Here is a 17,245-nt window from a genome sequence, read left to right as displayed (position 1 = left end):
GAAAGATTGTAGCGATCATAAAATGATACTGCAATATCTAATTATGGTTCTGTTAAAACAAACTTTAAACAAAAAAACGGCCATGAAGGCCGCTTATTGACAAGGTTTGTGCTGTCAGCGCAATTGATTTGCTGCTCCAAGCCCATTCGCCAATAACTGCATCGCATCGTTGAACAGCGCGGAGCCCCGTTCCGGTGTGAGCAATTCCGGCATATCTTCTCGCGGCCAAGTACCGGCTACTTGAATGAGCAAACTGGCAGCCCAGTGAATCTGCTTTTCTTCACTTTCATCGGCCAGAGTGCATACGACGGGGAAACCGTACTTACGCCCCCAGCGACTCACCTCTTTGAACGATACCAGCTCAGGCTTTTGCAAATCCCGGCTGTAGGCCTCAGCTATCATGTGGTTCAGTTCTTGAGTGTCCATTTATCCCCCTTAACAGTTTTTTCAAATTCTTCCTCAAACATCGTTTTTAATGTGTTTCGTATCTCTTCATCCTGGATGTCATTGACATCAAAGCTGGTAGCGACAGCCTCACTTCCAATGCCACAGAGAACATAACCCCGGCCATCAGGACCAGTTTTAAGAGGCACAACGGGAAGTGGTGTATTGGGACACACTCCAGCAATGCCCGGAGAAATAATTGGCCCCCCGCGAGGAATAACCCAATTACCGATAAACCCCCAATCAATTTGCGTCGAGATGGCATCAGGCTGGTATTGCTCACCCCAAAAGTTGATTGCTGCCTGCTGATGTTGTTTACCGGCATAGTAGATATATCCGGCCACAAGAAGCACGGAGAGGACAAAAATAATTGCCAATTGGCGCAAGACTCTTGCGATAATACTTAAATTCATGGGCATTGTTCTCTTAATTCAACGCTCCCCCGCCCACTGCTGCTATGGCCGGGTTCATCCAAAATCCATCAAAGCCGGTGAACATTTCCGCCTGGGTGCGAATGTACTCAAGAATGATGTCACAGGCGATCCAGCGCCGGTTATTCCTTTCTGCGGCCAACCCGCTCTTATTCGACCCACTGAACGGATCAACAACAAGGTCGCCCTCTTCCGTCAGAAAGCGGATAGCCATTTCAGGTATGTCTGTTGGGAACATTGCCGGGTGCGGTGGCAACCCCAGTTCTCTAGCGATTCTCCGAAGCTCCAGAGTATCCGCACAACGGTGGCCGCGCTGGATAACGTTTTTCGGTATCCGTCCTTCCGTGACGTTAGAGAATGCGTTCCCTCTCAGTCGATATGCCCCGTCACCATAACTGACCACTCTGTTATCACCGCCTTGGGCCATCAGCTTCTGATGTTTCTCTGTATGAGGGATCAGGACCCTTCTGTTGTCAGAACGCACCCTGTCAGGGTCGTTGGTGAACCAATAAACAGGCTCCCACCCGGCACACAACTGGTAACGGTTCACACAAGCCCAGTGGGTCGGACTTGGTGGTTTTGACAGGTTGATCCACGGCCATCTATCCATGAGAGAGAGCCCAAGCCGATCATGGAGCGCCAGCACCATTCGCTCAACGTAGAGAGATCTGGAGGGGCTCTTGGCCTCGAATATGTCATTGCTGACATTCAGGACAACGCTTCCTCCTGGCACCAGGTTCTTGACTATCGGTTCGAGTGCCTGAGTAATGAAATCCACCCATTTGGCTTCATCAACGTTTCCATAGCCACGCTGTATACGGAGCGGGAACGGCGGAGATGTCACACACAGATGCACCGGCTCATCGAGGTCAGAGAAAAAGCTCTTGTTGTTTGACCACACCGCCAGCCCAAGATTTGTTGAATAAGCGACCAGTCGAACGCCACCTAGCGCTTCATGCAGGCCCTTCTTGGTTTTGCTTGAGAGCTCCCAGACACCCCGCTCGCCGTCCACCTTCTGGAGAAGGTTCATCGACTTGAGGGTTTGCTGATACCAGCGTATCTGTCTTTTCAGCTTGCTCCGCTTGACCTTTGCCTTGCCAATTTCACTTTGTTCATTCAGAGCGCTTTTCGGGATTCCAGCGAGCTCTGCCACCGAATCGTAGAGCTCCTCATTCGATAACGGCTTATCGGCCTTGGCATACGCCTCTTGGACATGAAAGAGTTCTAGCTGGCTACTCATCATGCCCCTCCGTACCCTGGAATATGTCATTGAGCACAGAGGTCGCCTCGGCGCTCTTTACATCATGCTCGGTGTAGAAAGGCCACCAGGTTAATCCGCCACCTTCAAACCATGAGCAGCGGAACTGGATTGTCTGATCAGGAAGGACTTTGAACTCGACATGCTGGGGTTTGTCATAACGGCACATTGCACCAAGGTCTAGGCCAAACTTTTCTTTAACCAATGTGGATGACATCGACCCCTGGCTCAAACCTTGGCTGTTAACCCAATAGACCCGGTTGACAGCACCAGCAATACCGAAGAATAGGAAAGCCAGTATTGCCCCGGCCTTCAACCATACAAAAACACTTCTCACAATTATCCTTCCTGCTTTACAAATGGGTCTCTGCCATCGAGAGGCTTTGAAAAAATAGCCCCCGGCTCAGACATCGCCGCCTCGACCTCGTACTTGTTAAAAGTCTCCGTCCACCAGCTATTCATCTGGTAAATCGTGATATTCAGAATTGAAGCAGCCTTGCTCTTACTTGTGGCCGCAACGACAGTTCTGAACTGCCCCTCGGCCCCATAAGTGATCCCGCCATAAACCTTCAACTTCGCCACTATCGTTTTCTCCACCCAAATATGTCTCTCACGTCCCGCACACAGAAGAACCAACTTACCCTTGGCAGGAACGCATCGACTAACACACCTAAGGCGATAACAAACAATGGCGCCATCAGGATGAAGCCCAAACGTGCAACGGTCCCATATATACCTGCACAGATGAGCAAGGCTGCGATGACAGAGCAAACTAGCTGATGCTGACGCCTCAGTCTGGCTAGTTCAGACGATTTCTTGTCACTGTTCATCATCGAGCTCCGCGAGCTGAACACTGACACTGGCTGCCGCTGGAGGGGAAAACTGTACTGTCAGTCCGGATTCAAGCCTGATAGAGGAAACCACCAGCGTATCTGGTCCGGATGACGCCGGTACGACCGCAACAATGGTTCCCCCTTCCAGCAACTGGATGGCATCCTCAACAGTACAGCGCCCCATTACTGATTACCCGCCAAATCCAGCTCTTGCTGGTCTTCATTGGACTCGTCAGTTTTGGGCTCCAGCTCCGCCAGCTTGGCTTTCAGCTCCTGAAACGCATCAACATCTTCCCGGCTCAGGGTAAGGGTGAACGTTTCACCGTCATCGTTCGGCTTGATGTTGTCCAGACGACTGGTAATAGAGCTCACGCCTCGGTGCATGGCTTCAACCACCTTTTTGCCCAGGCGGGGACCTTTCTCGACAGACTTTTTGGTCAGTTTTTTCGGGGCCTTCTTGCCGTCATTGCCACTGGCCTGTTCTTCCTGCGCCTTTTTCAGGATCTCAACAGCGTTGGTGCCGTGCTCGTTGTAGAGCTCCTGAGCGTAGGTGGCAGCCACAGAGCCTTCCTGAATCATCCGTTTCAGTTCCAGAGGCATCTCCAAAAGGGCACGGGCGATACGAACGTGCTCAGCCGAGCGGCCAACACGTTGGGCAATCATCTGGTCGCTCCACCCCCAGTTTGCAAGCCGAGCGTAGATCACGGCTCGCTCAAGTGGAGAAAGAGGGAGCCCATCGTTGCTGGTGGCGATCAGAAGGCTCTGTTCGGCTTCATCGCCCTTGTGCTCTACGACCTGCACGAACTGGATGTCGGCACCTTCCTCTATAGCAAGCAGGATGGCGCGGCGACGGCGATGACCTTCACGGACATACACCTTTCCGTCGATAACTTTGACGATGATCGGCGGAACATAGTCGCCACGCTTGTAAGCATCGGCCAGCACTCGAATACCAGCTTTGATGTCCGGGCGCTCGTAGTAGTCCTCGCAGAAAGCGCCACGGGTGTTAAACCCTTCTTCCTCCAGCAGAAGCTGAGGAGAGATAGTGAATCCATCCCCTTTTTTCAGTTCTTCGGGGGCGGTTACGCCTTTGAGAGCGCGGAGTGAGTTGATAACAGCCATTCGTTGGTTCTCCTTGTGACTTGCTCACTTTATAGCATCACTTTTTGATACTGTAAACAGGGCGGCATAAAAAACCCGGCGCTTTACAGTACCGGGTTCTCTCTTCCTTCTCACCACTAACTTGCTTTGACTTTGAGCAACCTCAGCGCCAGCATGGCCCATTGCAGATATGCTTCCAGTCGTTGCTGGTACTCTTTCCCTGGTGGGCGTTGACCTTCCTTGTGGGCTATCGTCCTCTCGATACCGGCGAGGCTCTTTCTCAGCTCCAGGTTCCTGCGTATTCCCACCATTCTCTGTCTTGCTGATTCAGGAGACAGACTCCCAAGTCCAAAGAGGGGCAGTTGTCTGTAGTCCTGTGTTCCCAAGTTAATTTGGTTCCACGCCATTGCTGCTTGCCACGGTCGTTTCTGGATTTGTTGGATCGCCTTCCCACAACCCAGGCAGACCATATTCCAGCGCACAGGAGGACCTATAACCTTCTGCATTTGCGCCCGGCCATGACAACTATCGCAGGCTGCCACAGGAACGCTGAGCGGGTCGTGGTGCCCATAGGCTACTGTTTCAGTCTGGCTGTAGTGTTCATCTGATTTGAGCTCCGCCAAGAGCTTCTCACGCTTCTCTTTTGCGTATTCGAGGGTTAAGCCTTTTCTGATTTGTTCCATGTTCAGTCCAGAATGATTTTTCTCTTGTCTCGCTTGGGAGTGCCTTGTTCTTTCTGGTCCGATGTAGAGCTGATGACTTCTGGCTCTTTGGCCTCGCCCCTTTGTAGTTCGTCAATACTCCCCAGCTCTGTTCCACCGTGTCTTATCTCACCTTGATCTCTATGCTCTCTGGTTGAACGACGGATCTCTTCCGAAACTCCACGCAAAAACCCAATCACATTGGCCCGGAATGTACGTCTCTTCTCCTCTATCTCAAGCAAGTAACTCAAGTAGAAGTAAAACGGTATCGAGACGAACAATGACAAAGGGAACCAGCCTTTTTCGCTGGCAGAAACAAAGAGTCTCGGCTCAAACATTTTCATGGCGAGGGTCGCCATTAGCACAGAGATAACTACTGGAGTCACCGCCATCAAAAATCGGGAATGAAGGTACGCCATCCAGACCCCAGCGACTAAAGCTGTTAGCGAGAGGAACATAGCAACAACCAACGGGCTCGCATCAATGGCGATTAGCCCTATCTGGACGATAATGACGAAGCAAAGAAGCAATATTCTGTATAAAAATGACCGCATTCCAACCCACCTCAATCCAAGATAATCTTGCGCTTATCTTTCTGAATTTCGATAGGCTGCTCCGGTTCACTCAGAACACCCTCTGACGCTTTCAGAACTTGAATACTTGGAAAGCCCTTCCCTGCTCCTGCTTTTCTTGGTCTCTGCTCTGTTACCTCAATCGCTATTTCATCCCCCTCCCGGAACTGCGGGTAACAACCAGCGCGGTTGGCATAGCGATTCAACGACATTTTGAGCAGCCGGTATTTCTTTGGGCAGGTTATTTGTACTGACGCATCAGAGCTGCAAGCTGCGTCAAGCCGCCGGAAAAATTCCTCCGGTATCCCCTTTACAAGGAGCTCGCTCAACTCATCCATAGGCCTTGAGCCGGTTGGCATCGGATATGGCAACCTCCGGTATTCTCTGTAGATGTACCGCTTGATGACGATATGAAAGACGAATGCGGCAAAGCCCCACAAAGGGCCATTAAGGAGCCCCGCAACGATAAGTAGCACCGACGGGAAGGGAACCCCTACGAAACTCGGCAGGATTTTAATCTTTACCATCGGCGTTGACCGACGCACACTCTCACTCATTTGCTGACCCTTTACGTGCAACCTTGTACTGCACTTTCAGATCGTAACCATCCACTTCCTGATGAAGGACTTTCACGGGGACACCTTCAACGGTCCCCAGGTACACGCTCAGCTCAACTTCCGGAACATCGTCCCTGAGACCCAGTACATTGCGCCACCCAGTCGATGTCTTCTGGCAGTGAGCGCCCACCCTGTCATGCCGGTAGTAAATGTCTTTGTTATCTCCTTGGCAGATGAAGAATCCACTAACCTGCCCCGTCCTTAACACCCACTTGCGGTTGTGGAAGGTAGCTTCTTTCTCCACCTCAGTGGACTTGTCTATAGCCACCTGGCTTACCACCAGCTCTTGTGCGGACAAATCAGACACAAGGCCTATTACCAACGCGGATAACAGCGCGGCCATAGCCGCCCGTGTCATCATACTGCCGCCTCGTGAGTGGCATCGGCAAAGAATTTGCCTTGTTTGTAGATCTCGTCCTTCTCGAACGAGATAGCATCCGCACGACTGCTGAATGGTCCATAGCTTTTACCGTCGATCAGCACCTTCCACTGGCAACGCCAAACACGAGTCCATGCCGCAATCTTTGACTCGTCTGAACAAAGTCCGCGAATAACATAGAACGCAATCATTAGAATGCCGCTCGTCGGCACGATGCGCGAAACCCTTGTTTTACTGTATTCCTGCACTTCAAGGCCTTTGAAGGAAACCTCATCGGCAAACCCGCAGACCTCACCATTTTTGATTACGATGCGCTTTTTGCTCATAACCTACCCCACTAATCCAAAATAATTTTGCGCTTGCCTGGCTGTACTTCGATTGGCTCTTCCTTTTGCACCTTTGGTGCCGGAGCTGATGAGCTGACAACCACCGGTTCTCTTTCTGGGTTTTGTTGCTGGCGCTCACGGAGTTCATCCACTGAGGGAGGCTCATTGCTTGGTCGTTCAGCCCTTTCAGCACGTCGGGCTTCTCTTAACAACTCATCAATTTCGGAGTCGCTCCGGTTGTTCATAAAAGCTCTATAGGCAAAGAAAATCAGCACCGGCACTATTGCCACCAAGAAGAAAGGAAATGAGCTTCCGCTATCTTCCACTGGCTTGGTACTGGCCGCGCCTGTATCGAACATGGTACGAATAACCGTTGGCGCGGTCATGATCATAATTGCAGGCATTATCCCCATCACAATTCCTGATGGGCTCTGCCTCATAATTCCACTAGCAACCCCAAACACCAGCATCAACCCCGCTATGACTTTGACGAAAGAGCTATCCATTAGACCGATCATGGAGTCACTTACCTCCTCGAACGGACTTTGAAACGCACTGGTATTGCGGTCGGTGTCTTGTGCAGCACCAATCTGCTTGGGAGGTTCACTCTTTGGTGCAGTCTCTATGGATAGCGCTGGTGGTTGGCTGGCAACCTTCTGCATTTCACCATCTTGCTTAACCACCCCCAGGTCCTGAGTTTTGACGTGCGTTTGTGCTGGTGGTGCTAACTGGTATTTGACTGCCAGGTTGTTCCCGTGGACTTCAATGGTTTGCAGGGAGATGGGTTTACCTTCCAACTTGGTCAGAGCTTCTTGGAGCGGTAGCTCCTGAGCATCAGTCATACCGCCCATAAAGCCATTGAGCCCGTCATCATGGACGCGACAACGCAGCCTTCCCGAATAGCTACGGTATTCACCTGGGCAAACAAAATAGCCGCCCTGAGGGCCATCCAGTTTGCGCCATTTATTGCTTTTGAAGGCCTCCACTTTGGTCACAACTGGCTGACCGTCATGGTAATCAATGACCGTTTTGCTCTCCGGGCCAGTGTCCTCTACCTTCTTGCTGCCTGAGTCATCTGAGAGCATTTGCCCCACCATTACGCCAGTCACAAAGTCACTGGCAAAGGCCGCAGGAGCTGCGACCATGAGACCAACCAGCAAAAGAAGGGGGACGCGCCCTGTCCTTCTCATCACCATTCGTTCTGTTCCGTTTCGTGCTGGGTTTGACCAGCATTGAAGTGGTACTCGGGTTTCAGCTCTTTTTCTTCGACTTCGAGCTCTTCCGGGCGAATACGCTGCTCCAGCGCTTCACAGGTCTTACCCTGAAACCCCGTGAAATCGGCAGCAATCTTGCCGCCCTTGATCTTGATGTTTACCTTTTTCACTTTGTCACCTCGTCGTTAAGTTCAACTAATCTGATTGCCTTGGCGCTATTACCAAACAGCTTCCTCAGCTTCCAGTTCCAAAGTGCCATCGTGATGCTGCTTCACCGTCACGCTGAAACCTTCCTCTTTCAACTGCTGCTCGTAGTGGAAGGCAATGTAGCGATCCTGCACCTTGCTGCTTGCCTGCTGCGTCCAGCGGCCATAAGAGCCGTAGTTTTCCTGGTACTGCTCCCAAACACCGTTTTTTTCCTTGTAGCCAATCCGGTGCTCCTTGTTGTTCTGGTCGATCAGAACAATCGGGTATTTCTCGAAGGTGTAGCCAGCGCCCACGCGGTATAGCTTTTCGTTTTCAACAACGACGCCAACTCCCTCCAGAGCCTTCAACAGCAGCTCTTTGTCTTTGTAGGCGACCTGCACCTTGCCTTTTACGATATGGCTCATCTCATCACTCCTGAGTTGTTTCGGGGGTCATGCCGTGTTCCGGCATGACAAAGTTAATCGCTTAGTCCTCGATGGCGAGTTTTCGTCCAGAGCCATTCTGCTCTTGAACATCGAAGTTATTGGCCGGATAGAAGCCTTGATCCCGCAAACTGCGAATCTGGTTGATGTCTTCTCGGCGAGTTTCACTGGTCGGGGTAATGCGAGTGACCGCATCCACCAGCGCTTCATTGTTGAGCTCTTTGTCCTGAGCGTTCGCCAGATACATCGCGTCAATGACGGCCTGTTCAATCTCTGCCCCGGTGTATCCCTCGGTGGTACGCAGTAGCGTAGGCATATCGAACGCGGCGATGTTGGCCTTCTGCTTGGCGAGGTGGATCTCGAAAATCTTCTGGCGCTCAGCCACACTTGGCAGATCAATGAAGAATGCTCGGTCCCAGCGGCCAGCTCGCATCAATTCAGGAGGCAGCGACTGAACCCGGTTGGCCGTCGCCACAATGAAGATCTTCTCCTTGCGCTCTTGAAGCCAGTAGAGGAAAGAGCCCAGCAGGCGCTTGGATACTTCGTGTTCGCCATCGGCATTACCAAAAAACTTCTCCATCTCGTCAATCAACACAACAACGGGTGCGATCTGCTCAATGGTCTGCAATGCACGATTGAACTGGCGCTCGGTTTCACCGAGATACTTACTATAGAAACGGCCCATATCCAGGCGAACCAAGGTAGTGCCAAGTACACCGGCAGCGGCTTTTGCCGTCAGCGATTTACCACCACCAGGTACACCGGCCAGAAGGACACCTTTTACCGGAAGGTCTTTGTCCCAACCGGCTTTACGTATCTGGAGAAACTCCTTGAGGTTTTCGAGCCCACCGACATTCCCAATATCAATGGCCTCAAGCACATCGAGGCCGACATCACGCAAGATGTGAGCTTTTTCTTTTCGGATCTCGCCCAGGTATTCTTCACCCTTGAATTTCAAGTAAGCGGAATAGGTGAAGACGTTCTTCATCTGGGTGTGTGACAAGCCCAGGGCGTGGTTTGCGATGACAGCACGTTCGTTGCTCTCGAAGACTCCACCATCTTTCACGTTATCTTCACAGGTCTGGAGCAGTTTCAGGATTTCCTGATTGCTCATAGCCGGGAGATCGATGTGATAAACGAACTCTTCATTGAAGACGTCTTTGCCAGCGATGATGTAGTTGATCCCCTCATTCTCCAGATAGGTCAGTGATGACTTGAGGGCTGGGAGTGTTTCCGGGTTTGCACGTTGTCGGTCGAAAAAGAAAGTGTCGAACACGACAACACCGTTTTTGGAGGACTTCTTGGACTCGTCCACCATTGCCTTCATCGTGCCTGGATCGGGCAGCTTCTTGAATGGCATCACAATAAAGTGCTTGCCGACTTTCTTTGCAATGTCAGAGAAAACGCTCTCTGCACGGCCCAGCTCAAAAGTGCTAACGTTGATGACTGGAAAGGACAACTTGATTGGAATCTCAAGTTTGTCCATTTGCTGTGTAATATCGCTCATCGCTTATCCTTTAAATAAATTTCGACTTGTTGATCACCTCACATCATAAGTTCATTTTATGATGCTGTAAATATCACCTTCCAACTCTGTAGCTGTTCACGGCGGACTCAACGCGCTTGACTGACACGTCTATACCATTTGTCACCAGCAACTCATGCACTTGGCAACAGGCCTGTTGTTTTAGGCCAAAGAACTCTTCGTTAACACGGGCATACTCTGCTGCCGAATTGGAGGCGGCTCGTCTTAGATCTGGCATCAGAGATTCAACGCGAGACTCTACTTTGTCCAGAGAGGAACTGGCAGACGACAAGCTGAACAGCGAGAAGACGCTCCCAAAGTCGAAACCATCATTCAAACCGGCAAAGTCCATACCCAGATCGATAAACTCAGTTGCCATTGAGTGGTGCAGTGAGCCCACAATGTCACGATGATCCCCCAGCGCATTTGCGAAGGCTTTCACAGCTCTCTTCGCATCGTCTATTTCACTGCTGGCCGAGGAGTTTGACATCGACGACATGACGGAAATGCCCTTGTTGTCAGTCACAAGGTCGAGAACCTCCATTGTTTGTGCTGATGAAATACTGGAAGAGGCCTCACTGATTTCACGTAAGGCTTTTTGCCCCATGTCCACCAGTCGCTTGTTGCTCTCGTGGAGTCGAGATGCGGCGTCAAGCCTATCTTGAGCTTGGGTGATTCGTTCCAGAATCTGGCTACCGTCAATCGCTTGCTTCACGGCCCGAGAAACCAATCCCTCTTTGAGCTGGTCTCTCCCACGGCGCAAATACCGCAAATCGCTGTTATGGCCTTTTAGTGCTGAACGTATAACGGCGATGTCTCGACGAAACTGCCAGAACGTTATAATTTTTTGCCAGATCCCCAACTGAGCACGCTGTTGGCAAAGAGCTTCGTACTCTGCACCTTTCTCTTCAACCTGGCTGAGAGCTGCGGTAATCCTGTCTTGATATTGCCGGTCGTCAGCCAAGTAACTTTGAATTGCTTGTTCCATCCCGTACCCCAAAAACTTTCACATGTGAAAGTTCATTCTTTCTTTGTTCTGCCAGTACAAAGTATTTTGCCTTAGAACGACCTCACACCCCGCCCCTGCTCACGCCCATTTTGGGCAATTACAGATTCAGCATTTACAGGCTTATAATGTGATGCCGTAATAGACAAATAAAAAACGGCATAGCCGTTTTTACCTTACTTTGCTTTGCTCCGGCCCCCGCATAGTGCATTACCAATGCGTGATGAAAAATCCTTCCATTCTGGACTGTTCCGGTAGTCATCCTGTCCAGTTGCTTGTTCCTGGCTGGTCGATGCGAATTGATTGAGAGCATCCGGGCACGAAGAGCAGACCCCGATACCTTCCACTCTATTCACGCGAAGCCAGTGACACGGTTGACCGTTTTCAACACAAGCGTGATCATCGGTGCATCCGCACCCTATACATTTAGCAGTGAGCATAAGCGCCTCCCCAAGTAAATTAACAACATCATAGTATCATTATGTGATACTGTAAATATTAAAAAGAAAGCGGCCATAGCCGCCCTTCCGAAGTAATTTTCCTTTAGTGGTTGTCTTGGCCCTGTTTCCAAGCGACGAATGCCTGCACTAGCGGTACGCCATCATCACTCAAGGCATTCCCTTCTATCCATCCGCCTCGTATGACGACAGACTGCCCTGATTCCAAGCCAAAAGGTTCCCACTCAGAAGCCACCGGGGAACCGTCCACCAGCAGGTCGAGATCTTCAATCCATTTATCCCGGCCATCCAGAGTTTTCCAAACTGAGTCATCGACCCAAAAGGCCTTGATTTGTTCTGGTGTGGCATTGGTCCAATCGTTGTCTTTCCCGTCAGCAAGTGAAAGTACAGAGTCAACCGTTTGCTGCCAGTTCGGCCAATCTTCTTCGACAACAACGCAAGTAAGCGAGCTCTTGCCATTTGCTCTGCGGCCATCATCAACCTTCCGGATCAGCCTTTCCAGTGTCGCCAGCTCCTCATCGCAGAGCACGGCCTGTGCATCGCTTATCTTTGCCACGAAGTAACGTGCTTCAAGCATCGACATAATTATTTTCCTCCCCAGGGCACAAGTTTTGTCGAATATCCAAGCATTAGTGGGTGCTTCGGGTCCCCCGAACCAGTCACGCCAAATGCCAATACCGGCTTCCCAGATGCAACGAGCTGCTCTAAAAGCCTGTCCAAATGAACATGCAAAGACTTAGGCAGCTTAGTTCGGCTCCCCCAGCAGGGCACCAAGACATCAGCATCCCGAATAATCCTTTCCAAGTGGATTTCATTTTCAGGCCCGACAGGATCAACCGCCGTAGCCAGCTCTCGAACGTCGGTCGCCCGAAAAGCAAAAGCATTACCGACTATGAATCGCCTCCCTCCGTTGACCTTGGTAAACCCTATCCACTTTCTGACCGTGTGATCGTCCTCGGTGGCCGTGGCCGTAGAGCCGTTTACACCAAAATAACCGAACACAAGGCCTTCGGGTTGCACATCCCTTTCCAGACGGTATCTGTACATGCCGCACTTGCTGATAATTGCACTCAAAGTGTCACCTCTTTTTGAATGAAAAACGCCCTTTCACAGTTGCATTTTTTAATGCTGTGATAGGATAAAAGTGTAAGTTGAAAAGGAGAGATGACCATGAAACATGTACTGAATATCGCGCTGATGGCTGTTGTTGTTCTTGGCCTGGCTATGCTTGAGGCAACCAACTGGGGTTACGCAGTGCTGGCTATCCCGGCAGTGATTTGGGCCAAGCCGGTGCTCAACCTTCTGCACAAACTGCCGGTTCTGGCTGCTGCTTTTTGGATTCTGGTTGCTGTTTTCGCGTGGCAAGCGGCACTTGTTGGTATCCTGTTCTATGGCGTACTTGCGACCCCTAAAGCGCCAGCAAACACCAATGGCAAAAAAAGCCGAAAAGCCAATCTGATGGGCACTTACAGCTACGACTTTAAAACCGGCGAATGCTTTAGCTAAGACTGGCTCCACGGTTATTTCTCCTCAGCCTTCCTGATGGGCGCTCTCAGCGCTCTCAGGACAGCTTCTTCAAGAGCTGCGGCCCCTGCCCTATCACGTCGCTTTGTTAATGCCCCATATTGCTTCCTGATGGGTAGCATCAGCTCTTCGAGTTCATTGCGCTTCCTATCGTCGGCTTCAAGTTTCTCGCTTCGCGCCAAGGCTTCGGCTTGCTCGCTTTTTGCTTGCCACTCTATCTTGTCGCCTTGCACTTCCCATGCTTTAACGTAATGAGCATCATCCAGACCTTTTGCTCCGTTGTCCGAAAACGAGGCCCCTGAGTAAATGCCACCGACAACCCAGCGCCTTTTGCTTTTTCCCTTTGAGAAATACATCTCACGGCCTAAAACACCATCGCGCAAAGTGGCTACCGAGATAAAGAGCCCAGCGTCCCCTTTCCTAAAGCCGCAGAACACAAACTCAAGCGGTTCGTATAAATCACTCATGCTGATCACTCCGAAGAACAGACAAGACCTTCTCAGCTCGCTCCTGGAGGTCTATGAGTTCGGCAGCATCATTACCGCTCAATGACATGCCCCCGCCATAGAGGCGATACTCAACGCTGTCCATCGCCTGGCGAAGCAATCCTAGAAGAGCATTCACGTTTGCCGGTGTTGATAGGGCGACGGCTTCACCTTTCAGCTCACGTCCATTAAATTCCGACCACTCGGCTATGCCTGTCAGTTCGCAACAATTTGAGCAGGACATACTGGCAACATTCTGGGGATCGTCTGGACAGTGTCCATTGATGACAAAGTTCATCTCGTCACTGCCGCACTTTCCACAAATGATGTGTACTTTTTTGCCCATGCTGCTGCCCTTAGTGGAGAGTCTGCTCTTCCACAACAATCATCCCGTCAACCAAGCTGATTGTGGCGGGACCGCAGTTACCCAGCACCTCAGCTTTGACTCCGTTGTTCAACGCGACATAAAGCCGTCTCGCCCCGTTGGTGACGCGGATGCCTTTCTGGTCGAGTTGTTCAAGCATTTCTTCGTAGGTAATTTTTTCGTCCATCAGTTCTCCTCAGCAAGGATCTCGTCGATGAGGTTCTTTGCTATCAATCTGGCATCCAAAGGGACAGCCAGGCTGTCAATTCTGCCTCTTTCATGGGCAACAATGAGTTGCGCCTTCCAAGCTATCCCGGAAAGAGAAGCATCAGGTTCTTTACCTGAGCTTCTCATACATCTTGCGTTTCGGTACGCCGCCAGCCACTCAGGTCTGGTTGAGTTATAACGCCCAAGGCCAGCTTTTCGTTGGAAGCACATTCATCGCGCACCTTTACAGATTCATTTTATGATACTGTAAACAATAAAAAGACACCTTGCAAGACTTTCACATGTGAAAGTTTTCTGGTTTACATCTGCTCGCTTGGATCAAACCCCAGAGCCTTGCACACGTCATCCAGGTCATCGAGCGTGAAGAATCCCAGCGTCAGCTCCCCGGAGCGCTTCGCGGGGTTATAGCGAATTTTGATGGGCCTACCCGTCGCATCGCTCATCAGGGTTTCCAGACGCTTAATGTCAGCATCCCTATCCACTTCTTTGCCCTTCGCTATCGCCTCATATGTATGAACCGGTGTCCTGGTATGCAGGAGATCCCTCAGGAGCTTTTCTCTCTTGCTGATAGGTAACTTAGCCACGGCTCTCACATGTCCCAGGGTGATCTTGCGTGGATTTCTGAGCCAGAGTGTGAGCTCTTCCTCCGACAGCGTACCGGCGCGTTTCAGGTGTGTAACCGTGTATACCTTCTCAATCCCCAGTTCCTCTCTGATCTGACTGTTTGAGCGCCCCTCTCCGCTTAGGAACGCGACCACATAGGCCTTTTCTGCATCAGTCATGTCTGGATGCTGGTGGTAGTAGTCAATGGCTTCTCTTGCGTCGAGCAGTAGGGGCAGGTTGTTCATTCAGTACACCTTTTAGTCACATGACTATATTGAGGCCTATTCTACCCCCTATTTTAGTCACATGACTACTTACCGGCATTTCGTCCCCCATAGCCGCCGATTTTTCTTGATTATAGGTTTGAATCTATATAGGATTGCACCTATATTAAGTAAGGAGAAACCATGTGGGTCATCGAGACAACTGACACCTTTGATGAGTGGTTCGATGCACTGGATGATACCGATAGAGCCAACGTGCTGGCTTCGATGATGGTGCTGCGAGATAGAGGTCCCATGCTGTCGAGACCATACGCGGATACTGTTAACGGTTCATCCTACAGCAACATGAAAGAGCTGCGGGTCCAAAGCAAAGGAGATCCTATCAGGGCATTCTTTGCGTTCGATCCAAAGCGTAAGGGGATTCTTCTCTGCGCCGGTAACAAGACCGGGGACGAGAAAAGGTTTTATGAAGTAATGATCCCAATTGCAGACCGCGAGTTTGCGGCGCACTTGGATAAATTGAAGAAGGAGTGACGTTATGGCAAGAACTCTTGACCAAATGCTGGCAACAGAAAAGCCTGAGGTTGTTGCCAAAGCACAGAAAGCGGCCACTGAGATGTTACTGAACATCCACTTGGCAGAGCTTCGTGATCGCATGAACCTTACCCAGGGGGAAATTGCTGCATCTCTGGGTGTGAGACAGCCGACAGTCTCCGAGATGGAAAAACCTGGACGAGATCTCAAGCTGTCGTCCATTAAGCGGTACGTTGAGGCCTCCGGTGGCAAGCTACGCCTCGATGTTGAACTTCCGGACGGCACCCACTACGGCTTTGCCGTTTAACTCGATACGCCCCGTTATGGGGCGTATTACTTATCTTGCACTTCCTCCAGCCGTTTGCGGTATATCTCTCCTGCACGTTCCCTGCCATCGTCGGTCAGCCTAAAGGCCAGCTTTAGAGAAGCATTCCGGTACTTGTTCAACAGGCCATTCTCCACCAGCGTGTGGCATGACGTTCGGAAGTTCGTTCCATGAATACCGCTCTGGCGAGCTGAGTTGATCATCTCCAGTATTTTTACACCTGGTACAGGCTCGGCTTTTCCACCGGCCTCAATTGCGTATAGAATGAACAAAACGTCCTTTTGAGTTGACGACAACCTCATTCCGCCCCCTTATTCATGTCTGATATGAATAAGGCTCCCACGAAAGGAGCCTTATGTAAACCTTATTCATGTGTCACATGATTAAGATCTAGTTCACGGAGTCTTTCAACCCCTTACCAGCTTTGAACCCAGGAATGTTGGCCGCCGCGATCTGGATGTTCTCTCCAGTCTGGGGATTCCGTCCGGTTCGCGCTGCGCGTTCCTTAACGTGGAAAGTACCAAACCCAGTAAGCGCTACTGTCCCACCCGCTTTAAGCACCTCTTTCACTGAGTTGATCAGCGCATTTACCGCAGCTTCGGCCTTTGCTTTGCTAATATCAGCGTCTTCGGCCACTTTCATAATCAGTTCGCTTTTGTTCATCGTTATTCCTGTTTGTTTTCTTGGTTACTGTTTACACCTGCATACTCTGGGGTGTGGTTAGTGCTTTCTTCGCCACTCCCAAGGGGGAGTTCTCTCCGATTCCGGTAATGCCCAGAGACCTCGCTTATCGGCTTTGGCCTCGGTCTCCAGCTTGAACAGCTCCGGTGTTTTGGCGTACTGCCGGTACACCCACGCACTCCCAGAACGGACCATTTCGGCATTGACCCATTTGCCATCGACATAGAGATTGGCAACCAGGCGGCTATAACGGTCTTTGTCGATTTGCTCCACTTTGATCATTCGACCAAACACCAGATCTGATAAGGCCTGCTTCGCCTTTGAGCCGTATGGCTGCTTTTTCTCTGGAGTATCGATCTCCGCGAGCCTTACTCGGTACTGGATCTTGCCACTCCGGCAGTCTTTTCCGGTATCGCAGCTTTGTTCCGTTAGCACTTTGACCGTATCACCATCAGACACCCCCACAACCTTTGCAGTGAAGGTCTCTGCCCACACATGAGGAGCCAGCACCAGCATTGCTGATAGGAACGCTGAAATCCCCGTCTTTTTTGCAAAACCGAACCTCATAATCACTCCATCTTTTTTGCAGCCGGTAGAGCCTTGGCCCAGCAGAGCATTGTTTTATCCGCCTTGCTGTCTACGATTCGACAGGCATCCCAGTTAAGAGATGACCAGTGAGCAATGGCAGAGGCCAACCAGTACCACGGTGCAGTAAACACCGGCAGGCCCCCTTCCTTCGTTTTAAATACCTGGTATCGCATGTTGATCCTCCTGTTTGGGTGA

General features: G+C 50.9%; 29 protein-coding genes. 3 read left to right on the top strand and 26 right to left on the bottom strand.

From position 1 onward, the window contains the following. Positions 1 to 114: 114 nt before the first annotated feature. The 18 genes from M1F25_RS22410 to M1F25_RS22325 all read right to left on the bottom strand — a co-directional run bounded on the left by M1F25_RS22410 (position 115) and on the right by M1F25_RS22325 (position 12,568). Positions 115 to 426 (bottom strand): hypothetical protein, encoded by a 312-nt coding sequence (locus M1F25_RS22410; protein WP_000380893.1) that lies wholly within the window; start codon positions 424 to 426, stop codon positions 115 to 117. Next, positions 408 to 857, bottom strand: a complete 450-nt coding sequence (locus tag M1F25_RS22405) for a hypothetical protein (RefSeq protein WP_001053910.1) — start codon at positions 855 to 857, stop codon at positions 408 to 410. Before M1F25_RS22405 ends, M1F25_RS22410 begins: the two co-directional genes overlap by 19 nt. A gap of 13 nt (positions 858 to 870) precedes the next feature. Continuing rightward, on the bottom strand, positions 871 to 2,115 hold the full coding sequence (locus tag M1F25_RS22400; RefSeq protein ID WP_000098294.1) for a DNA-methyltransferase: 1,245 nt from the start codon (positions 2,113 to 2,115) through the stop codon (positions 871 to 873). Continuing rightward, complete coding sequence (locus M1F25_RS22395; protein WP_001258026.1) at positions 2,108 to 2,470, bottom strand: hypothetical protein; 363 nt, start codon at positions 2,468 to 2,470, stop codon at positions 2,108 to 2,110. The genes M1F25_RS22400 and M1F25_RS22395 overlap by 8 nt, the downstream gene beginning before the upstream one ends. A gap of 2 nt (positions 2,471 to 2,472) precedes the next feature. After that, on the bottom strand, positions 2,473 to 2,715 hold the full coding sequence (locus M1F25_RS22390; protein ID WP_001096360.1) for a hypothetical protein: 243 nt from the start codon (positions 2,713 to 2,715) through the stop codon (positions 2,473 to 2,475). Positions 2,716 to 3,149: 434 nt separating this feature from the next. Beyond that, a complete protein-coding gene (locus M1F25_RS22385; protein ID WP_000268394.1) occupies positions 3,150 to 4,088 on the bottom strand; it encodes a ParB/RepB/Spo0J family partition protein in 939 nt (312 codons plus the stop codon). Positions 4,089 to 4,204: 116 nt separating this feature from the next. Then, positions 4,205 to 4,750 carry a hypothetical protein gene (locus M1F25_RS22380; RefSeq protein WP_000435225.1) on the bottom strand — a complete coding sequence of 182 codons (546 nt, stop codon included), beginning with the start codon at positions 4,748 to 4,750 and terminating at the stop codon, positions 4,205 to 4,207. Positions 4,751 to 4,752: 2 nt separating this feature from the next. Next, on the bottom strand, positions 4,753 to 5,322 hold the full coding sequence (locus M1F25_RS22375; protein ID WP_001256126.1) for a hypothetical protein: 570 nt from the start codon (positions 5,320 to 5,322) through the stop codon (positions 4,753 to 4,755). Positions 5,323 to 5,333: 11 nt separating this feature from the next. Then, entirely contained in the window at positions 5,334 to 5,897 is a 564-nt protein-coding gene (locus tag M1F25_RS22370; RefSeq protein ID WP_000004671.1) for a hypothetical protein, read from the bottom strand. Further along, positions 5,890 to 6,318 (bottom strand): hypothetical protein, encoded by a 429-nt coding sequence (locus M1F25_RS22365; protein WP_000988988.1) that lies wholly within the window; start codon positions 6,316 to 6,318, stop codon positions 5,890 to 5,892. The genes M1F25_RS22370 and M1F25_RS22365 overlap by 8 nt, the downstream gene beginning before the upstream one ends. Further along, positions 6,315 to 6,662 carry a hypothetical protein gene (locus M1F25_RS22360; protein WP_000039129.1) on the bottom strand — a complete coding sequence of 116 codons (348 nt, stop codon included), beginning with the start codon at positions 6,660 to 6,662 and terminating at the stop codon, positions 6,315 to 6,317. Before M1F25_RS22360 ends, M1F25_RS22365 begins: the two co-directional genes overlap by 4 nt. Before the next feature lie 11 nt (positions 6,663 to 6,673). Further along, a complete protein-coding gene (locus tag M1F25_RS22355; RefSeq protein ID WP_223369384.1) occupies positions 6,674 to 7,807 on the bottom strand; it encodes a hypothetical protein in 1,134 nt (377 codons plus the stop codon). 44 nt (positions 7,808 to 7,851) lie between these two features. Further along, positions 7,852 to 8,046, bottom strand: a complete 195-nt coding sequence (locus M1F25_RS22350; RefSeq protein WP_000757530.1) for a DUF2997 domain-containing protein — start codon at positions 8,044 to 8,046, stop codon at positions 7,852 to 7,854. A gap of 48 nt (positions 8,047 to 8,094) precedes the next feature. Then, on the bottom strand, positions 8,095 to 8,487 hold the full coding sequence (locus M1F25_RS22345) for a hypothetical protein (protein WP_000018404.1): 393 nt from the start codon (positions 8,485 to 8,487) through the stop codon (positions 8,095 to 8,097). A 61-nt stretch (positions 8,488 to 8,548) separates the two neighbouring features. Continuing rightward, on the bottom strand, positions 8,549 to 10,012 hold the full coding sequence (locus M1F25_RS22340) for an AAA family ATPase (protein ID WP_004201081.1): 1,464 nt from the start codon (positions 10,010 to 10,012) through the stop codon (positions 8,549 to 8,551). Between the two features lie 73 nt (positions 10,013 to 10,085). Further along, positions 10,086 to 11,018 carry a hypothetical protein gene (locus tag M1F25_RS22335; protein WP_000434070.1) on the bottom strand — a complete coding sequence of 311 codons (933 nt, stop codon included), beginning with the start codon at positions 11,016 to 11,018 and terminating at the stop codon, positions 10,086 to 10,088. A 561-nt stretch (positions 11,019 to 11,579) separates the two neighbouring features. Then, a complete protein-coding gene (locus M1F25_RS22330) occupies positions 11,580 to 12,077 on the bottom strand; it encodes a hypothetical protein (RefSeq protein WP_000062185.1) in 498 nt (165 codons plus the stop codon). A gap of 2 nt (positions 12,078 to 12,079) precedes the next feature. After that, positions 12,080 to 12,568: a DUF1643 domain-containing protein gene (locus M1F25_RS22325; protein WP_001273096.1), complete on the bottom strand. Its 489-nt coding sequence runs from the start codon at positions 12,566 to 12,568 to the stop codon at positions 12,080 to 12,082. A 96-nt stretch (positions 12,569 to 12,664) separates the two neighbouring features. Here M1F25_RS22325 and M1F25_RS22320 point away from each other — a divergent pair, with 96 nt between their 5' ends. Continuing rightward, positions 12,665 to 13,000: a hypothetical protein gene (locus tag M1F25_RS22320; protein WP_000683477.1), complete on the top strand. Its 336-nt coding sequence runs from the start codon at positions 12,665 to 12,667 to the stop codon at positions 12,998 to 13,000. Between the two features lie 14 nt (positions 13,001 to 13,014). On the opposite strand, the gene M1F25_RS22315 is transcribed toward M1F25_RS22320, so the two are convergent. The 4 genes from M1F25_RS22315 to M1F25_RS22300 form a co-directional block, all read right to left on the bottom strand. Next, positions 13,015 to 13,485: a hypothetical protein gene (locus M1F25_RS22315; protein ID WP_001281821.1), complete on the bottom strand. Its 471-nt coding sequence runs from the start codon at positions 13,483 to 13,485 to the stop codon at positions 13,015 to 13,017. Further along, positions 13,478 to 13,849 (bottom strand): hypothetical protein, encoded by a 372-nt coding sequence (locus M1F25_RS22310; protein ID WP_000516918.1) that lies wholly within the window; start codon positions 13,847 to 13,849, stop codon positions 13,478 to 13,480. The genes M1F25_RS22315 and M1F25_RS22310 overlap by 8 nt, the downstream gene beginning before the upstream one ends. A 10-nt stretch (positions 13,850 to 13,859) precedes the next feature. Beyond that, complete coding sequence (locus tag M1F25_RS22305; RefSeq protein WP_000343597.1) at positions 13,860 to 14,054, bottom strand: hypothetical protein; 195 nt, start codon at positions 14,052 to 14,054, stop codon at positions 13,860 to 13,862. A 340-nt stretch (positions 14,055 to 14,394) separates the two neighbouring features. After that, positions 14,395 to 14,943 (bottom strand): hypothetical protein, encoded by a 549-nt coding sequence (locus M1F25_RS22300; RefSeq protein ID WP_001061573.1) that lies wholly within the window; start codon positions 14,941 to 14,943, stop codon positions 14,395 to 14,397. Between the two features lie 162 nt (positions 14,944 to 15,105). Between M1F25_RS22300 and M1F25_RS22295 the strand changes: the two genes are divergently transcribed. After that, on the top strand, positions 15,106 to 15,456 hold the full coding sequence (locus M1F25_RS22295; protein WP_000270043.1) for a type II toxin-antitoxin system RelE/ParE family toxin: 351 nt from the start codon (positions 15,106 to 15,108) through the stop codon (positions 15,454 to 15,456). A gap of 4 nt (positions 15,457 to 15,460) precedes the next feature. Further along, on the top strand, positions 15,461 to 15,763 hold the full coding sequence (locus M1F25_RS22290) for an XRE family transcriptional regulator (RefSeq protein WP_000124640.1): 303 nt from the start codon (positions 15,461 to 15,463) through the stop codon (positions 15,761 to 15,763). A gap of 26 nt (positions 15,764 to 15,789) precedes the next feature. On the opposite strand, the gene M1F25_RS22285 is transcribed toward M1F25_RS22290, so the two are convergent. The 4 genes from M1F25_RS22285 to M1F25_RS22270 all read right to left on the bottom strand — a co-directional run bounded on the left by M1F25_RS22285 (position 15,790) and on the right by M1F25_RS22270 (position 17,223). Beyond that, positions 15,790 to 16,083: a hypothetical protein gene (locus M1F25_RS22285; protein WP_001239998.1), complete on the bottom strand. Its 294-nt coding sequence runs from the start codon at positions 16,081 to 16,083 to the stop codon at positions 15,790 to 15,792. Between the two features lie 88 nt (positions 16,084 to 16,171). After that, complete coding sequence (locus M1F25_RS22280; protein WP_001043046.1) at positions 16,172 to 16,444, bottom strand: HU family DNA-binding protein; 273 nt, start codon at positions 16,442 to 16,444, stop codon at positions 16,172 to 16,174. A gap of 57 nt (positions 16,445 to 16,501) precedes the next feature. Continuing rightward, positions 16,502 to 17,029, bottom strand: a complete 528-nt coding sequence (locus M1F25_RS22275) for a thermonuclease family protein (protein WP_004201083.1) — start codon at positions 17,027 to 17,029, stop codon at positions 16,502 to 16,504. A 2-nt stretch (positions 17,030 to 17,031) separates the two neighbouring features. Further along, entirely contained in the window at positions 17,032 to 17,223 is a 192-nt protein-coding gene (locus M1F25_RS22270) for a hypothetical protein (protein ID WP_001270409.1), read from the bottom strand. Positions 17,224 to 17,245 lie beyond the last annotated feature (22 nt).

It is taken from the genome of Providencia sp. PROV109 (assembly GCF_033681625.1).
In the GTDB taxonomy this organism is placed as follows: domain Bacteria; phylum Pseudomonadota; class Gammaproteobacteria; order Enterobacterales; family Enterobacteriaceae; genus Providencia; species Providencia hangzhouensis.
This window is presented reverse-complemented; position numbering and strand designations above follow the sequence as displayed.

What these genes read in the sequence shown, in the direction of transcription:
- M1F25_RS22305 (WP_000343597.1), bottom strand. Translation starts at nt 14,054, where the DNA reads ATGGACGAAAAAATTACCTACGAAGAAATGCTTGAACAACTCGACCAG.
- M1F25_RS22315 (WP_001281821.1), bottom strand. Translation starts at nt 13,485, where the DNA reads ATGAGTGATTTATACGAACCGCTTGAGTTTGTGTTCTGCGGCTTTAGG.
- M1F25_RS22370 (WP_000004671.1), bottom strand. Translation starts at nt 5,897, where the DNA reads ATGAGTGAGAGTGTGCGTCGGTCAACGCCGATGGTAAAGATTAAAATC.
- M1F25_RS22275 (WP_004201083.1), bottom strand. Translation starts at nt 17,029, where the DNA reads ATGAGGTTCGGTTTTGCAAAAAAGACGGGGATTTCAGCGTTCCTATCA.
- M1F25_RS22345 (WP_000018404.1), bottom strand. Translation starts at nt 8,487, where the DNA reads ATGAGCCATATCGTAAAAGGCAAGGTGCAGGTCGCCTACAAAGACAAA.
- M1F25_RS22355 (WP_223369384.1), bottom strand. Translation starts at nt 7,807, where the DNA reads ATGGTCGCAGCTCCTGCGGCCTTTGCCAGTGACTTTGTGACTGGCGTA.
- M1F25_RS22385 (WP_000268394.1), bottom strand. Translation starts at nt 4,088, where the DNA reads ATGGCTGTTATCAACTCACTCCGCGCTCTCAAAGGCGTAACCGCCCCC.
- M1F25_RS22285 (WP_001239998.1), bottom strand. Translation starts at nt 16,083, where the DNA reads ATGAGGTTGTCGTCAACTCAAAAGGACGTTTTGTTCATTCTATACGCA.
- M1F25_RS22320 (WP_000683477.1), top strand. Translation starts at nt 12,665, where the DNA reads ATGAAACATGTACTGAATATCGCGCTGATGGCTGTTGTTGTTCTTGGC.
- M1F25_RS22295 (WP_000270043.1), top strand. Translation starts at nt 15,106, where the DNA reads ATGTGGGTCATCGAGACAACTGACACCTTTGATGAGTGGTTCGATGCA.
- M1F25_RS22375 (WP_001256126.1), bottom strand. Translation starts at nt 5,322, where the DNA reads ATGCGGTCATTTTTATACAGAATATTGCTTCTTTGCTTCGTCATTATC.
- M1F25_RS22335 (WP_000434070.1), bottom strand. Translation starts at nt 11,018, where the DNA reads ATGGAACAAGCAATTCAAAGTTACTTGGCTGACGACCGGCAATATCAA.
- M1F25_RS22365 (WP_000988988.1), bottom strand. Translation starts at nt 6,318, where the DNA reads ATGATGACACGGGCGGCTATGGCCGCGCTGTTATCCGCGTTGGTAATA.
- M1F25_RS22410 (WP_000380893.1), bottom strand. Translation starts at nt 426, where the DNA reads ATGGACACTCAAGAACTGAACCACATGATAGCTGAGGCCTACAGCCGG.
- M1F25_RS22400 (WP_000098294.1), bottom strand. Translation starts at nt 2,115, where the DNA reads ATGAGTAGCCAGCTAGAACTCTTTCATGTCCAAGAGGCGTATGCCAAG.
- M1F25_RS22300 (WP_001061573.1), bottom strand. Translation starts at nt 14,943, where the DNA reads ATGAACAACCTGCCCCTACTGCTCGACGCAAGAGAAGCCATTGACTAC.
- M1F25_RS22405 (WP_001053910.1), bottom strand. Translation starts at nt 857, where the DNA reads ATGAATTTAAGTATTATCGCAAGAGTCTTGCGCCAATTGGCAATTATT.
- M1F25_RS22330 (WP_000062185.1), bottom strand. Translation starts at nt 12,077, where the DNA reads ATGTCGATGCTTGAAGCACGTTACTTCGTGGCAAAGATAAGCGATGCA.
- M1F25_RS22340 (WP_004201081.1), bottom strand. Translation starts at nt 10,012, where the DNA reads ATGAGCGATATTACACAGCAAATGGACAAACTTGAGATTCCAATCAAG.
- M1F25_RS22270 (WP_001270409.1), bottom strand. Translation starts at nt 17,223, where the DNA reads ATGCGATACCAGGTATTTAAAACGAAGGAAGGGGGCCTGCCGGTGTTT.
- M1F25_RS22280 (WP_001043046.1), bottom strand. Translation starts at nt 16,444, where the DNA reads ATGAACAAAAGCGAACTGATTATGAAAGTGGCCGAAGACGCTGATATT.
- M1F25_RS22310 (WP_000516918.1), bottom strand. Translation starts at nt 13,849, where the DNA reads ATGGGCAAAAAAGTACACATCATTTGTGGAAAGTGCGGCAGTGACGAG.
- M1F25_RS22360 (WP_000039129.1), bottom strand. Translation starts at nt 6,662, where the DNA reads ATGAGCAAAAAGCGCATCGTAATCAAAAATGGTGAGGTCTGCGGGTTT.
- M1F25_RS22380 (WP_000435225.1), bottom strand. Translation starts at nt 4,750, where the DNA reads ATGGAACAAATCAGAAAAGGCTTAACCCTCGAATACGCAAAAGAGAAG.
- M1F25_RS22290 (WP_000124640.1), top strand. Translation starts at nt 15,461, where the DNA reads ATGGCAAGAACTCTTGACCAAATGCTGGCAACAGAAAAGCCTGAGGTT.